The sequence below is a fragment of the Streptomyces sp. NPDC008121 genome, from assembly GCF_042957155.1.
Lineage (GTDB): Bacteria > Actinomycetota > Actinomycetes > Streptomycetales > Streptomycetaceae > Streptomyces.
The window spans coordinates 567,588-581,162 of record NZ_JBIBHT010000004.1 but is presented as its reverse complement, the minus strand read 5'-3'; the positions used below and the strand labels follow the sequence as shown (position 1 = coordinate 581,162).

The following is a 13,575-nucleotide window of genomic DNA, read 5'->3' as shown; positions in this document are numbered from 1 at the left end:
TGGAGCCTTTCCCAGTCGTGGAGCAGGACGATTCGGATGTCACGGCATTCTCGGAACGCGGAGAACGGTGTCGGGATTCGCGGCTCGGGCCTTTTCGACCCGTGGTGACGCGGAGACTGTCGGCGGCGCCTTGGTGAATGTGTGGCAGCGGCGCCTACTCGAATGTGTCAGCCGCCCGGGGGCCCTTCAAGGGAATCTCCTGGCACCAAGGTGCAGTGGCTGCAAGTGGCCAGCGTCAGGGCACGCGGTCGTCGACGACGCACACGATCCCGTGGCAGAGGCCGAGGTCCTGCCCCTCCCGGGGCACCCTCAGCTCGACCCGCACCCGCTCGGACGGGGGCCGCAGCAGGAACTGGACGGCCGCCAGGACCCCCGTGCCCGCCTCGGGCGCGGAGGCGGCGGAGACGAAGACGACGGACCGCCGGTCGGGCTCCGCGGGCCGGGGCAGATAGACGTGTTCCACCTGACAGCTGGAGACCTGGCGGACCACTCTGGCGAGATCGTCGGGATCTATCCGCGCCGACCCGAATTCGCCGGGCGGGACCTCGAGATGGATGGCGTACATGGCGAAGAGAATCCCAGCCGTTCCGCGAGGTACATCCCTACGCTCCGGGCAGCTTGGTGCCATGGCAGCAAAGGGCCGCCCGGCATCGATGACAAAGCGACAGAGGCATGTGCCGGAAATACGGCCGGAAAGGTCCCGGGGACGGGCGGGGATTCATGTCACGGGACGCGGGTCGCGGGTCGCGGATTGCCGATCGCCGGTCGCCGCTTACGGATCCGGGCCGGGGATCGCGGATCGCGGATCGCGGATCGCGGATCGCCGGTTGAGTCGGGGACTTGGGGGACTTGGGGGGGAGGCGGTCAGAGCCAGCCGGCGCGTTCCGCCAGGACGCCAGCCTCGAAGCGGCTGCGCGCGCCGAGGCGGGTGGAGATGGCGGACATCATCCGGCGCGCGGTCCGCAGCGAGAGGCCCAGCTTCCGGGCGGCCACCTCGTCGGTGAGGCCCTTCTGCAGCAGCCGCAGCAGCTCGATCTCCTGCTCGGAGGGCGCGTCGGCGGCGGGCCGGGGCCGCCCGTGCAGCGGTATGGCCCGCTCCCAGACCAGCTCGAAGAGCGCGAGGAGGGCGGTCACGACTCCCGGGGCGCGCAGGATCACCGCCCCGGCGCGGGTGTCGTCCGGGCTGACGGGCAGCAGCGCGACCGACCGGTCGGCGATCAGCATGCGCAGCGGCAGGGAGGGCATGGTGCGGATCTCGCCGCCCAACTCGGAGAGCCAGCGGGCGTATTCGGTGGTGGCCCGGTCGTTGCGGACGCTGTCCAGATAGATGGTCCGGAGCTTCACCCCGGCGGACAGGCTCTGCTCGTCGAGCGGACGGCTGGCCTCCAGGGCTTCGGGGCTCTGCGCGCCGCCGGGCATGAAGGCGAGGATCTCGGTGTCGGCGTGCCGGGCGAGTTCGGAGAGCCGGGCCCGGACCTCGTTGACGCCTTCGAGCTGTTCGAGGCCGGCGTTTCCGTGGCGGGCGCGCTGGGAGGCGTAGATCGCGGTGAGTTCCGCGGTGGCCGCCCGGATCGACGCCAACTCCAGTTGCTGGGTACGGATTTCTGTTTCCCGGCGGTGAATGTATGCGGCAAGTCCTACTTCGGGACTAATCGGGGCGACATCCGTGGCGTCCTTTGTCGGATAGAGCATCGACAGTTCCGCCAGTTTGTCCAGGCTTACCCGGACGGCCACTTCCTCGACGGACAGCTCCTTGGCGATCTCCGCGACGCCCCAGCGTGGTTCGCTGATCACCAGGCGGTAGACGTCGACGCAGATCTCGTCCTGGCCGATCAGCGCCGCGAGCGACGAGACGTCCGCGTCCGCTCGGGTGCCACGGCCCGGGTCGGCGAATCCCCCCATGTGACCCATCCTCACTCAACGGATCGATAGTCGGTCAATCCTCTGATCGCCCCCGACCATTCGGCCCCGGATGGTCGTTTCCGGTAGGGAGATCGGGTGCCCTTTTGGGTGTTCGACGTTACAGGACGGGAGCAGAAAAGGGGACCACGCACAATGGGGCTGTGGACAACCGGCCCTGGGAAACACGGGTCGAAAGGCGAAGGCCGAACAGACCGGTCGGGATGGCCGCACCGCTCCGGAACTGCGCGGCTTCCCGGATCGCCGGGCCGCCGCTCCGGCCGGCCGCGGCGGCCCGCCGTGGCGGGCGGGGCGCCGCTTCGACTCCGACTCCGTCAGGTCGCGGGGCGTGAACGCCGTCCAGGTACCTGGACGCGCGTCAGACCGCAGGGCCTCCGCTCAGGACCCGCCCCGTCCGCTTCACCACATGGGCGGGCGGCTCGATGCCGGCGGGGAGGACGGGGTCGGCGACCGGCGCCCCGAGCGTGGTGACCACGGGCACGACCCCGGCCCAGAGGCCCAGTTCCGCGTCCGGGCTGCCGCCGTCGTCCGGGGGACCGCCGGCGATCTTCACGGAGGCCTCGTCGAGGTCGAGCGCGACGAGCGCGGTCGCGGCCAGTTCCTTGCGGCTGGGCTGCCGGGCGTACTCCCACTGCCCGGGCGTGCACTGCTCGGTCAGCGCCCGCAGTCCGCGCAGCTTCTCGTCCGGGTCGGTGACCGTGCGCGGCACGCCGTAGACCATCGCGCACCGGTAGTTCACGCCGTGCTCGAAGACGGAACGGGCGAGCACGAGCCCGTCCACATGCGTCACCGTGACGCAGACCGCCGCCCCGGGCGCCCGCACCAGGCTCCGGCTCACGACCGACCCGTGCAGATAGAGCCGCTCCCCGTCCCGGCCGTAGACGGTCGGCACGACCATCGGGGTGCCGTCGACGGTGACCCCGAGATGACAGAGGAACCCGGCGTCGAGCACGGCCTCCAGATCGTCGCGCCGATGGCTGCCCTTGTGCCGCATCCGCCGCAGCCTGGTCCGCTCGGTCACCTCGAGCGCACCCGACGCGGACACCTGCTCCTCAGCGGCCTCCATGGCCTCCCCCTCGCTCGCCGTCTTCCAAGATCCCGACCCGAGCTTTCTACGTCCTCCACCCGGCCCCCCGCCACCCCCGCCCGCCTGCCGGACGGATGGGCACGCACGGGGCACGCAGGGCCCGAACGGGACGCCACGAGGGTTGCCGCGCATCGCCGTCGGTGGATCAGGACATGAAAAAGCCCCAGGTCACGGCGAGTGAGTCCTGGGGCTGATCCGAGCCGCCTTCGGGATTCGAACCCGAGACCTACGCATTACGAGGGCTGGTGGAACAGCACCTGCCGACACGTGCCGGCAGGTGCTGTTTCCCCAGGTGGGGGCAGGCGGCACCCTCAGCCGCATCGTTGGATGCCGCCTGCTGCCGCGCAGTCCGCTCACGCAATGCTCACGCGGCACCGGATCCCCCCGGGCCCTGCTGCCGGCAGGTCGGCGGCGTCAGCGGATGAAGAACCGCGCAGCGATGACCTGGATCGCGATGGCGCCGCCGGCGTAGGCGGCACCCTTGAGAGCCTGGACGGTGAGCGCCCAGCGGAGGAAGCGCAGCCGACTCAGGATCTTGCGCCACGAGCACCAGGCGGTGAGACCGCCGGAACCACCCTGGCGCATCCGGATCGCCTCGACGCGGCGCGTCCAGACAGCCTTGATCTTCCTGGCACCCTTGGCCAGATAGGCCGTATAATTCACGGGAGGGAACTCCTTCTCGTCTTCGATTCGAAGTAGGGCGTTTCCTTCAGGGGAGGTTGGACGCGGTTGGGAAGCCTTCTGTCCGACCTCTCCTGCCTTTACTGGTGCGGCGGCGCGCGACAGCTGCCACCGAATTCCCGGCTACGAGAGCCCGGCGATTCGACAGTCACAGAGTAGCCCCTCCAGTGGTCGACAAATGCACCTGCGCCGCTTCATTCAATTTTAATCACACCCAAGAGCGGCAAGCGCGATCTTTACGGTATCCCGGCCCGCAGAGTCCGCCGACCGCAGAAGTACCTCTATTTCAGGATTCATCCCATTTCGACTCAGCTCTGACACCAGGGAGCCGCACTCGCCCTCGGGAAGGGTCACCCCGAGGTTCCACAGGAGGGCGGTCCGGGCCGCCGGGGGAAGTGCGGCAAGGGAATCCGGAATACCGCATTCCGGCTTGTCGGCAGCCGCGCTGTTGCGCCGGTCCCCGTCGGCTGGCTGGCTGCCTCCGCTGTTGCGCCGGTCCCGCTCCGCGCGCCCGCCGCCGCAGGAGCATGCGCTCGCGCAATCACCGCAAGGCGAGCACCGCGCCATCAGCAAGAGGCGCTCCACGCGCGCGAGGTCCTCGCCCAGACGGTCCATCCCGGCGATCTGCGCAGATCGCACCCCCTGCCTCACGGCCAAGAGGACCTCGGGGCGGGGCAGCCTCCTCCCGTGCAGCCAGTGCGAGAGCAGGGAAGGAGAGACGCCGAGAGCCTGCGCCTTCTCGGCCATGGTCGCCCCGGGGAGGAACCAGGGCAGCACCTCCTGGAAAGCGAGCGCGAAAGCCTTCACGCCCTCCGTGGCCTCGTCCACGCAGGAGCTTTTGATCGATCCGAGTGACGGCATGCAAAGGAGCCTCTCGCTCGCCGGAAATCACCAGAGTTTACGTGATCACCAGAACCCTACCCCTCCCTTTCCATGCCGCAGAGCCGTCGGGCATTATTACGCTGATGTATTTATGGCAGCGGCTGCAATGTGTTCAAAAATGCCCATTTAAGGGGCAAAACGGATCTTTACACTGCCGGAAAGCGTAAAGATCCGAAACCACTGGAACGGGCGACGCCACTTGTGCTAATAATGAGTAGGAATCGTGGCCCGTGATGCGTCTTAAGGGCCGCACCGGAGGTAGGGCATGAAATGGAGGCGCTATGACGCCGTCGTGGCGAGATGACAGCCTCGGAACGATGAAGCGGGTCGCCCTCTGGCTCGTGTCGGAGGTCGGTGAAGGGCAGCCCTTCACCAAGGAGACGCTGCGCGACGCGTTCCCCGGGGTGTCCCAGGTGGATCGGCGCATGCGGGATCTCCGCGACTTCGGGTGGCGTATCGACACGAACAGGGAGGATGCGGACCTCGACTCCCACGAGCAGCGTTTCGTGAAGCGCGGCGACCCGGTATGGGAACCCGGCCGAGCCACCCGGAAGACCGGTACGACGGCGATCGGCGCCGGGCGTCGCCGCGAGGTCCTCCAGCGGGACGGCAACATGTGCCGCTCCTGCGGGATCGTTCCCGGTGAGACCTACGCCGGCACGTACGAAGCGGCCCAGCTGGACATCGCACGGCGCGAGGTCCTGAAGCCCGGGGGGTCGAAGGCCACCGAGCTGGTCACCGAGTGCAAGCGGTGCCGCATCGGCGGCAGGGAACTTGTCGCGGACCTGGACCGAGTCCTCAAGGAGGCCGCCGGACTCAGCTCCATCGAGCGCGGGGTACTGTCCGGCTGGGTGGAAGCCGATGAGCGCCAGTTCAGCCGACTGGAGCAGCTCTGGAGCGACTATCGGTCCCTGCCGGAGGAGTCGCGCGCCCACCTGCGCAAAGAGCTCGGCGTCGACTGAGCATCCGGCAGGTGCGGAGGGCATTCGAAGCAGGACGAGCAGAGTCAGGAGCGAGGACAGCGGACATGGCCAAGGATTACGGGCTGCCGCCCAGGGCTGAGGAGAACCGGGCCACCGTTGAGGCCCGGCTGGCGGAAAGCGCGGCCGGCGGAGGCACCCGCGAGACGTTCACCGTCGAGTGGCGGGGCAAGCCGGAGCACCTCGAAGTGGTCGAGATGCAGGTCGGCGACCTCTACTACAACCCGGCCACCCATCGGATCCGAGCGCAGGCCGATCACGATCCCAAGAAGTCCGAGCTCCTCGAAACGAACCCGTGGAACACGGATGCTCAGCGGTACCTGGGGCGTCTGCTGCAGGTGGTTCCCGCCGATCCGGCGAAGACCGATCCCGCGTTCGACGAGCTCACCGCGAGTCTCAAGGAGTTCGGACAGACCGAGCCGGGGTTGATCACCCACGAGGGCGTCCTCGTCAACGGCAACACCCGGCGCGCCGCGCTCCTGGAACTGCACGGTCCGAACCACTCCATGCGCGTGGCTGTGCTGCCCTCTTCCTGCGACTGGCAGGACGTGGCCGCCGTCGAGCTCTCGCTGCAGCTGCGCAAGGAGCACCGGCGGGACTACTCCTACATCAACCGGCTTCTCGCCGTGGAAGAGCTGGTCGATCAGGGCACCCCGCTCGCGGCGATCGCGACCACCTTCCGCACTACGGCTGCGCGGGTCCGGCAGGATCAGTGGGTGCTGTCCGTCATCCGCCAGTTGATCAAGCGCAGTGCGACCTCCGGCGAGCGGCTGTCACTGGTCGCGTTCGAGGAGCACGCGGAGAAGTTCCGCGAACTGCATCGCGCCTACGAGAAGCAGTACAGGGTCAACCCCGAGCGGGCCGATCTGCTCGTGGAGAACCGCCTGGCCGCCATGCTCATGGGCTTCGCTAAGACGGACGTGCGCTTTATCGATGACAAGTTCCGTGACACGTACCTCTCGGAGAACCTGCCAGCCGGCCTGGCCCCCGACCCCGCTCCGTCGCAAGGGGGCGTAGCAATCCCGGGCCTGGGGCGTGCCGTACAAGGCCCCAGCCTGGCTGTCTCGGCCGCCAGAGCCCTGACAGACGTCGTCCTCCACGCTCGGGCGGTCACCCAAGCCGGTAGCTCCGCCCCGGCGGAGGTAGTCGCTGCGGCGCAGGACGAGGTCAGGCTCATGCACCAAGCGATGGACCGGGCCCTCACCAACGCCGGCCGCGACGCCCGCATCACCAAGCGCAAGCAGGCCGCTCCCGCTCGCCTCGCAGACGCGAACCGCAGCATCGAGCATTGCGTCACGGACCTCGTCCTCTCCCGATCGCAGCGAAGCCTCGATGAGGAAGCCTTCGACGATGCCATCGTCGAACTGCGGAAGAGGCTGGAGAAGCTGGCGATCGAAGCCCGACGGACGGTCGGCGAGCCCGGCGACGGCTTGTCCTGGCTCCTCGAAGCCACAGAGAAGGCACGCTGAGTGGGCAGCCAGCCCAGCCTGGTGATCGGCTTCGATACCACGCGCACCCAAGCGGCGCTCAGGACCGTGCCCGAGTGGCGCGGCGAGCTGGGGCAGATGATCGCCAGCTTCCCCAGCGGCCGGATGACCGACCGGCTGTCCGCCGCTGTCCCCCTGGACAGCTTCCTGGCCAGTATCGGCTCCCTAGCGGAATGGCCGCAGCCCGAGAGCGTGGTCTGGGAGGACGACTTCCGCCGCATTGTCAGCGAGATGCTCGACACCGCCGAGACGGCGGATCGCCTGCTCAACGGCGCGCCGGACGAGGAGAGCGCCTCCCCGGAAGAGGTGCCAGCCCTGCTGGGCGACTCCTGGACGGGAGCGCTCACCCCCTTCCAGCTCCGGGACATCGCCCGGCTGCTCTCGGTCGGCCACGGGGCCAACTTCAGCGTGCCAGGGGCCGGCAAGACCCGCGTCTCTCTGGCCGTGTTCGCGGCCTTGCGGGAGCAGGGAACGGTCAGCCGCATCCTGGTGGTCAGCCCGAAGTCGGCTTACGAGGCGTGGCAACTGGAGGCGCGGGAGTGCTTCTCTTCGCCTCTGGACGTACAGGTGCTCGGCAAGTCGGCACCTCCACCGGCAGACGTCCTCCTGGTGAACTACGAGCGGCTGGACCGGGCGCTCGCCGGCCTGTCGCAGTGGCTGAAAGCGGCCCCGACCATGCTCATCCTCGACGAGGCGCACCGTATGAAGCTCGGCGGCGCGGGGGTCTACGGCGCGGCCTGCATGGCGCTCGGGCCGCTCAGCCGTGTGCGCATGATCCTCAGCGGCACCCCGGCGCCGAACGGGGCGAAGGATCTGGAGAACCTGCTGTCCTTCGTCTGGCCTGGCCACGGGCGACGCGTGGTCACCCAGGCGGTAGACGGTGGCGACCTAGCCCACGCAAGCCAGGCACTGCGCCCCCTCTACACCCGGACGACGAAGGCAGAGCTGGGGCTTCCGCCTGTCGACTTGCGCGTCCGCCCGCTCAGGATGCCTCCATTGCACCGTGAGATCTACGACGCCTTGATCGGCAAGTTCTCTCCGCGCGCAGCTGCCGACCGAGGCGATTTCGAGGCATTCGGCAAGGCGGTCCTGCGTCTGCTCATGGCCGCAACAAGTCCAGCGCTCCTCGTCGGTGGCTCGACCCGCTACGAGCCGCTGAGCTTCCGTGTCCCGCCCTTGGATGTTCCGGAGGGGGACTCGCTTGCGGCCCTCCTCCGGAAGCTCCCGGACTACGAACTGCCGCCCAAGTACACGGAGACGTTGTCCATCGTCTCCGCCAATGCCGCGGTCGGCAGGAAGACCCTTGTGTGGACTGGCTTCGTCCGGAGCATCACGTCATTGAAAACGCTGCTCGCACCGTTCCAGCCCGCCGCGGTGCACGGGGGCACTCCAGACCGGGAGGAGGAACTGCGCCGCTTCCGCGAGGATCCGGATTGCAGCGTCCTCATCTCCAACCCGGCGACCCTGGGCGAGGGCATCAGCCTCCACCAGGTCTGCCATGACGCCGTGTACGTCGACCGCGATTTCCAGGCAGGCCGGTTCCTCCAGAGCCTGGACCGCATCCATCGACTTGGCCTCTCACCAGACACGGAGACGCGGGTCACCGTCCTCACTGCGGCGGAAAGTGTCGATGATGTCGTCTCCATGCGGCTCGCAGAGAAGCTGGAGTTCATGGGCAGCATCCTCGACGACCCCGAGGTGCAGCAGCTCGCTGACCCGGAGGACGAGGCCCCGATGGCCGCAGGGATGAACTCAGCCGACGTCCAGGCACTGCTGGACTATCTCAGGGGGCGCCCGGCACAGGGGGCGCCGCCACCCCTCCGGTAGCCGTCAAAGCGTGCCCTCGCTGAGGATCCGCTCGATGGCGTCCGCTTCCCGCTGCAGCACGATGCGTCCATCGCCGTCGCTGAAAGCGAGGAGGCGGCTGCCTGCCTCGAATCCTGCCTCCGCCAGGAGTCCGAGAGGGAGTACGACCTGCCCCTCATCACCTACCAAGAGTTCTGCTGGTTCGCGCATCACGCCCAGCAGTCTGCCAGCACGGCCCAAACAACTGACTGCCCGGCCTTGGAGGCGGTGGCCGAGGAGATTCTACGCGCGGACACCGGACGGCAGCCGGTTCGCTGGCGCGGTCCGCCGCAGCATCGACATGTTGCTGGACGGCCAGCACACCGGGCGCTTCCGCTGGGACCAGCTCTTCAAGACCGAGAAGGCCCACCTGGGGACCCTGATCGAAATCAATGTGCAGCGCGAGTTCGGCTTCGCGGACGGCGCCAGCATGGACTATTCGATCGCCGGGTCAGACGTCGACTGCAAGTACTCCCAGACCCTCGGCCAGTGGATGATCCCGCCCGAAGTCCACGGGCACCTGCTGCTCATTGTCTGGGCCAGCGACGAGCAGTCCAAGTGGTCAGTGGGACTCGTACGGGCGTTGCCCGAACGGCTCAACAACGGCGGCAACCGCGACGCTAAGAAGACACTGAACGCGGCCGGGCGGGGCGCAGTGCGATGGCTGTTCCGCGACGCGCCCCTCCAGGAGAACATGCTGCTGCGCCTCTCCCCGGAGGACATCACTGCTGTCTTCTCCTACAAGATCGGCCAGCGCCGCGTGGACGAGCTGTTCCTCCGGGCACAAGGGCGCCGGGTCAGCCGCAACGTCGTTGCTACGGTGGCTATGCCGGAGGACTACATGAAGCGCGTCCGCTACAACGGCGGATCGCGCTCCAGGCTCCAGCGCCGCGGAATAGTGCTCTTGGGTCACTACACGCGCCACGGACGCATCGCCGAAGTCTCGGGTCTGCCGGTTCCGGGACCCGATGCATCTGTCAGTGCCCGCCTGTCCCCTGCACGGGCCCACCACGTAGGGGTACTGACAGTAGAGCTGGACGGACAAGAGTGGGTCCTGGCCATGGCCGACGACCCCGAAGAGACAGTACCGAGACTGCCGGAAATATGAACGGACACAGCAAGCCCACCACAGTGCCGGAGTCGAGGCCCCGGGCGGGACCGTGGGTACCGCCTGAGGAATCGTGGGCCTATTCAGCCGCAAACAGACGCAGCATGCTGGGCAACCGGAGCCGCGACACGGCTCCGGAACTTCTGCTGCGATCACTCGTCCACGCAGCGGGACTGCGCTACCGGGTAGCGGCGAAGCCTTGCCGAAGATGCGGCGCACAGCCGACATGGTCTTCCGCCCCGTGAAGGTGGCTGTCTTCATCGACGGATGTTTTCGGCCAAGAAGTAGGTACCCGAGCGGCTCCGCTCACGCAACGCTCACGCAAGCAACGTCACGGCAACCCGGCCGTGTGACGCGCCATGCCCGAGCAACGGAAAACCCCAGGTCGCGGGCTATGTGACCTGGGGCTGATCCGAGCCGCCTTCGGGATTCGAACCCGAGACCTACGCATTACGAGTGCGTTGCTCTGGCCAACTGAGCTAAGGCGGCATGCCGTGCTTTCCCATGGTGGGCGCAGCGGCCTCGCCAAGTCTACACAGTTTCGAGGGGTGCTCCGACCACCCCTATGAGCAGCGCTTTCCGTCCTCGGGGGCGGTGCCTTCCAGGAGGTAGGTGTTGATCGCGCTGTCGATGCAGTCGCTGCCGCGACCGTAGGCGGTGTGGCCGTCGCCGTCGTAGGTCAGCAGCGTGCCCGAGGCGAGCTGGTCGGCCAGGGAGCGGGCCCACTTGTAGGGGGTGGCCGGGTCGCGGGTGGTGCCGACGACGACGATGGGAGGGGCGCCTGCGGCGGTGATGCGGTGGGGGCGGCCGGTGGCGGGGGTGGGCCAGTAGGTGCAGTTCAGGGCGGCCCAGGCGAGGCCCTCGCCGAACACCGGGGAGGCCTTCTCGAAGGCCGGCACCGCCCCCTCGACCGCGGCGGGGCCGGTGAAGGAGGCCGGGAGGTCGAGGCAGTTCACGGCGGCGTTGGCGAACATCAGGTTCGCGTACGAACCGTCCGGCTCGCGTTCGTAGTAGCTGTCGGCCAGGGCCAGGAGGCCCGAGCCCTCGCCGCCGATGGCCTTCGTGAGGGCCTCGCGCAGGATCGGCCAGGCGCCCTCGTCGTACATCGCGGCGATCACGCCGGTCGTGGCCAGCGACTCCCCGAGGCGGCGACTCTCCCCGGTCGGCAGCGGCTTGGCGTCGACCGTGCGGAAGAACGTCTTGAGCTTCTCGGTGGCGGCGGCGACCGACGTGGTGCCGAGCGGGCAGTCGGGCTTCGCGACGCAGTCCGCGGCGAAGGACCAGAAGGCGGTCTCGAAGCCCGCGGTCTGGTCGCGGTTGAGGTCGACGGCCGGCAGGGAGGGGTCCATCGCCCCGTCCAGGACCAGCCGCCCGGCGCGGTCCGGGAACAGCTCGGCGTAGGTGGCGCCGAGGAACGTGCCGTACGACGCCCCCACATAGGTCAGCTTCCGGTCGCCGACGGCGGCCCGCACGATGTCCATGTCCCGGGCCGTCTCGACCGTGGAGACGTGCGGTAGGACCTTCCCCGAGCGCTTCTCGCAGCCTTCCGCGAAACCCTTGAAGGAGGCTTCGAGCGCGGCCGTCTCCCGGTCGTCGTCCGGCGTCTGGTCGACCTGGGTGTACGCGTCCATCTGCGGACCGGTCAGGCAGTCGATCGGCTCGCTGCGGGCGACCCCGCGCGGGTCGACGGCGACGATGTCGTACCGGGCGCGGATGGGGGCCGGGTACCCGATGCCCGCGTACCCCTGGAGGTAGCCGACGGCGGAGCCGCCGGGTCCGCCCGGGTTGACCAGCAGCGAGCCGAGCCGCTTGCCGGGGCCGGTGGCCTTGACCCGGGAGACGGCGAGCTTGATCTCCGCGCCGTCCGGTTCGGCGTAGTCGAGGGGGGCGCGGAACGTGGCGCACTCGAACTTCGGGACTCCGCACGCGCGCCACACCGGCTTCTGGGCGTAGAACCGCTCCAGGCCGGCGACCGACGCCCTGCGGTCCGGCGCCGAGCCGGGCGCGGCCGCGTCGCTTCCGCCGGTGCAGCCGGAGAGGATCAGCGCGGCGGCCGTGAGGGCCGTGGCGGAGGTGAGGAGGAAACGCCTGGAGTCCATGCCCGGAGCGTATCCATATATATACGGAGCGTGTCCAATCGGGTCCGGCCCCTGTGGATAACCCGCCGTCCGGGATTCCGCGTCGCTTCCGCGTCTCCAAGCCGGTGCGCGGGGCTCGAAGGCCGGTGCGCGGGGCTCGGGCGCGGCTCAGTCGCGCAGCGACATCGTCATCGCCTCCACCGCGAGCAGCGGGGCCACATTGCGCTCCAGGGCGTCCCGGCAGGCCAGCACCGCCTCGATCCGGCGGAGGGTCCGCTCGGGCGTGGTGTCGCGGGCGATCCGCTCCACCGCGTCGCGTACGTCCTGGTTGGCCAGCGGCGTCCTGGCGCGCAGTTGGAGGGTCAGTACATCGCGGTAGAAGGCCGTGAGGTCGGTGAGGGCGAGATCGAGGCTGTCGCGCTGGGTTCGCGTCTTGCGCCGCTTCTGGCGCTCCTCCAGCTCCTTCATCGCGCCCGCCGTGCCGCGCGGCATCCGGGAGCCCTGTCCGCCGCCGAGGGCGGCCTTCAGCTCCTCGGTCTCCTTGGCGTCGACCTCCTCGGCGACCTCCTTGGCGTCCTCGCCGGCCGCGTCGATCAGCTCCTGGGCAGCCTTGAGGCAGCCGCCGACGTCCCCGACGCGCAGCGGCAGCTTGAGGACGACGGCGCGGCGGGCCCGGGCGCGCTCGTCGGTGGCCAGCCGGCGGGCGCGGTCGATGTGACCCTGGGTGGCCTGGGCGGCGGCCTGGGCCGCGGCCGGTTCGACGCCGTCGCGGCGGACGAGGACGTCGGCGACGGCCTCCACCGGCGGGGTGCGCAGGGTCAGATGGCGGCAGCGGGAGCGGATGGTCGGCAGGACGTCCTCCAGGGAGGGCGCGCAGAGCAGCCAGACCGTGCGCGGGGCGGGCTCCTCGACCGCCTTCAGGATGACGTTGCCCGCGCCCTCGGTGAGGCGGTCGGCGTCCTCCAGGACGATCACCTGCCAGCGGCCGCCCGCCGGCGAGAGCTGCGCGCGGCGGACCAGCTCACGGGTCTCCTTCACGCCGATGGAGAGCAGGTCCGTGCGGACGACCTCGACATCGGCGTGGGTCCCGACGAGGGCGGTGTGGCAGCCGTCGCAGAATCCGCACCCCGGGGCCCCGCCCAGGGCCCGGTCGGGGCTGACGCACTGCAATGCGGCGGCGAAGGCCCGCGCGGCCGTCGCCCGGCCGGACCCGGGCGGGCCGGTGAACAGCCACGCGTGGGTCATCTTGGACGCCTCGGGGTCCGGTCCGCCGGCGACATGGGTGGTCACGAGCGCGTCGGCGTCCCGCGCGGCGGCGGCGAGCTGCTCCTCGACCTTCGCCTGTCCGACCAGGTCGTCCCATACGGCCATGTGCCCTCCTCAGGTACGCCCTCCATTGTGGAGCACCTGACTGACACCGGGCCCCGCCTGCCGACGGGGCGGGCACGGCACGAAGCGACGGACGCGACACGACGGAGGGGAGGGACGGAGCAGCTCCGTCCCTCCC

12 protein-coding genes, 1 tRNA gene and 1 pseudogene are annotated in these 13,575 nt (G+C 69.3%); 5 read left to right on the top strand and 9 right to left on the bottom strand.

From position 1 onward, the window contains the following. Window positions 1–235: 235 nt before the first annotated feature. From ACFZBD_RS17050 to ACFZBD_RS17030, 5 genes are all read right to left on the bottom strand, one after another. Window positions 236–565, bottom strand: coding sequence for a hypothetical protein (locus tag ACFZBD_RS17050; protein ID WP_391140344.1), 330 nt, complete (start codon window positions 563–565; stop codon window positions 236–238). Between the two features lie 299 nt (window positions 566–864). After that, complete coding sequence (locus tag ACFZBD_RS17045) at window positions 865–1,902, bottom strand: helix-turn-helix transcriptional regulator (RefSeq protein WP_391140343.1); 1,038 nt, start codon at window positions 1,900–1,902, stop codon at window positions 865–867. 376 nt (window positions 1,903–2,278) lie between these two features. Beyond that, entirely contained in the window at window positions 2,279–2,986 is a 708-nt protein-coding gene (locus ACFZBD_RS17040) for a pyridoxamine 5'-phosphate oxidase family protein (protein ID WP_391140342.1), read from the bottom strand. A 435-nt stretch (window positions 2,987–3,421) separates the two neighbouring features. Next, window positions 3,422–3,670 carry a hypothetical protein gene (locus tag ACFZBD_RS17035; protein WP_391140339.1) on the bottom strand — a complete coding sequence of 83 codons (249 nt, stop codon included), beginning with the start codon at window positions 3,668–3,670 and terminating at the stop codon, window positions 3,422–3,424. A 222-nt stretch (window positions 3,671–3,892) separates the two neighbouring features. Further along, window positions 3,893–4,549: a helix-turn-helix domain-containing protein gene (locus ACFZBD_RS17030; protein WP_391140338.1), complete on the bottom strand. Its 657-nt coding sequence runs from the start codon at window positions 4,547–4,549 to the stop codon at window positions 3,893–3,895. 302 nt (window positions 4,550–4,851) lie between these two features. Here ACFZBD_RS17030 and ACFZBD_RS17025 point away from each other — a divergent pair, with 302 nt between their 5' ends. The 3 genes from ACFZBD_RS17025 to ACFZBD_RS17015 all read left to right on the top strand — a co-directional run bounded on the left by ACFZBD_RS17025 (window position 4,852) and on the right by ACFZBD_RS17015 (window position 8,864). After that, window positions 4,852–5,532 (top strand): hypothetical protein, encoded by a 681-nt coding sequence (locus ACFZBD_RS17025; RefSeq protein WP_391140336.1) that lies wholly within the window; start codon window positions 4,852–4,854, stop codon window positions 5,530–5,532. A 65-nt stretch (window positions 5,533–5,597) separates the two neighbouring features. Next, window positions 5,598–7,019 carry a transcriptional regulator gene (locus ACFZBD_RS17020; protein WP_391140334.1) on the top strand — a complete coding sequence of 474 codons (1,422 nt, stop codon included), beginning with the start codon at window positions 5,598–5,600 and terminating at the stop codon, window positions 7,017–7,019. Then, window positions 7,020–8,864 (top strand): SNF2-related protein, encoded by a 1,845-nt coding sequence (locus tag ACFZBD_RS17015; RefSeq protein ID WP_391140332.1) that lies wholly within the window; start codon window positions 7,020–7,022, stop codon window positions 8,862–8,864. It begins immediately after the preceding gene. Window positions 8,865–8,867: 3 nt separating this feature from the next. Here the strand turns inward: ACFZBD_RS17015 and ACFZBD_RS17010 are convergent, their stop codons facing one another. Continuing rightward, window positions 8,868–9,053 carry an AbrB/MazE/SpoVT family DNA-binding domain-containing protein gene (locus ACFZBD_RS17010; protein WP_391140466.1) on the bottom strand — a complete coding sequence of 62 codons (186 nt, stop codon included), beginning with the start codon at window positions 9,051–9,053 and terminating at the stop codon, window positions 8,868–8,870. 130 nt (window positions 9,054–9,183) lie between these two features. Between ACFZBD_RS17010 and ACFZBD_RS17005 the strand changes: the two genes are divergently transcribed. Together ACFZBD_RS17005 and ACFZBD_RS17000 are read left to right on the top strand one after the other, a co-directional pair. Continuing rightward, on the top strand, window positions 9,184–9,990 hold the full coding sequence (locus tag ACFZBD_RS17005; protein WP_391140330.1) for a NaeI family type II restriction endonuclease: 807 nt from the start codon (window positions 9,184–9,186) through the stop codon (window positions 9,988–9,990). A 104-nt stretch (window positions 9,991–10,094) separates the two neighbouring features. Further along, window positions 10,095–10,264, top strand: a pseudogene (locus ACFZBD_RS17000) (very short patch repair endonuclease); the annotation flags it as partial. A gap of 141 nt (window positions 10,265–10,405) precedes the next feature. On the opposite strand, the gene ACFZBD_RS16995 reads toward ACFZBD_RS17000, so the two are convergent. The 3 genes from ACFZBD_RS16995 to ACFZBD_RS16985 form a co-directional block, all read right to left on the bottom strand. Then, window positions 10,406–10,479 (bottom strand) — tRNA-Thr (locus ACFZBD_RS16995). Between the two features lie 74 nt (window positions 10,480–10,553). Continuing rightward, window positions 10,554–12,089 carry an alpha/beta fold hydrolase gene (locus tag ACFZBD_RS16990; protein WP_391140329.1) on the bottom strand — a complete coding sequence of 512 codons (1,536 nt, stop codon included), beginning with the start codon at window positions 12,087–12,089 and terminating at the stop codon, window positions 10,554–10,556. Between the two features lie 147 nt (window positions 12,090–12,236). Next, entirely contained in the window at window positions 12,237–13,439 is a 1,203-nt protein-coding gene (locus ACFZBD_RS16985) for a DNA polymerase III subunit delta' (protein ID WP_391140328.1), read from the bottom strand. Window positions 13,440–13,575: the final 136 nt, after the last annotated feature.

What these genes read in the sequence shown, in the direction of transcription:
- ACFZBD_RS17040 (WP_391140342.1), bottom strand. Translation starts at nt 2,986, where the DNA reads ATGGAGGCCGCTGAGGAGCAGGTGTCCGCGTCGGGTGCGCTCGAGGTG.
- ACFZBD_RS17025 (WP_391140336.1), top strand. Translation starts at nt 4,852, where the DNA reads ATGACGCCGTCGTGGCGAGATGACAGCCTCGGAACGATGAAGCGGGTC.
- ACFZBD_RS17005 (WP_391140330.1), top strand. Translation starts at nt 9,184, where the DNA reads ATGTTGCTGGACGGCCAGCACACCGGGCGCTTCCGCTGGGACCAGCTC.
- ACFZBD_RS17030 (WP_391140338.1), bottom strand. Translation starts at nt 4,549, where the DNA reads ATGCCGTCACTCGGATCGATCAAAAGCTCCTGCGTGGACGAGGCCACG.
- ACFZBD_RS16985 (WP_391140328.1), bottom strand. Translation starts at nt 13,439, where the DNA reads ATGGCCGTATGGGACGACCTGGTCGGACAGGCGAAGGTCGAGGAGCAG.
- ACFZBD_RS16990 (WP_391140329.1), bottom strand. Translation starts at nt 12,089, where the DNA reads ATGGACTCCAGGCGTTTCCTCCTCACCTCCGCCACGGCCCTCACGGCC.
- ACFZBD_RS17020 (WP_391140334.1), top strand. Translation starts at nt 5,598, where the DNA reads ATGGCCAAGGATTACGGGCTGCCGCCCAGGGCTGAGGAGAACCGGGCC.
- ACFZBD_RS17010 (WP_391140466.1), bottom strand. Translation starts at nt 9,053, where the DNA reads ATGCGCGAACCAGCAGAACTCTTGGTAGGTGATGAGGGGCAGGTCGTA.
- ACFZBD_RS17050 (WP_391140344.1), bottom strand. Translation starts at nt 565, where the DNA reads ATGTACGCCATCCATCTCGAGGTCCCGCCCGGCGAATTCGGGTCGGCG.
- ACFZBD_RS17045 (WP_391140343.1), bottom strand. Translation starts at nt 1,902, where the DNA reads ATGGGGGGATTCGCCGACCCGGGCCGTGGCACCCGAGCGGACGCGGAC.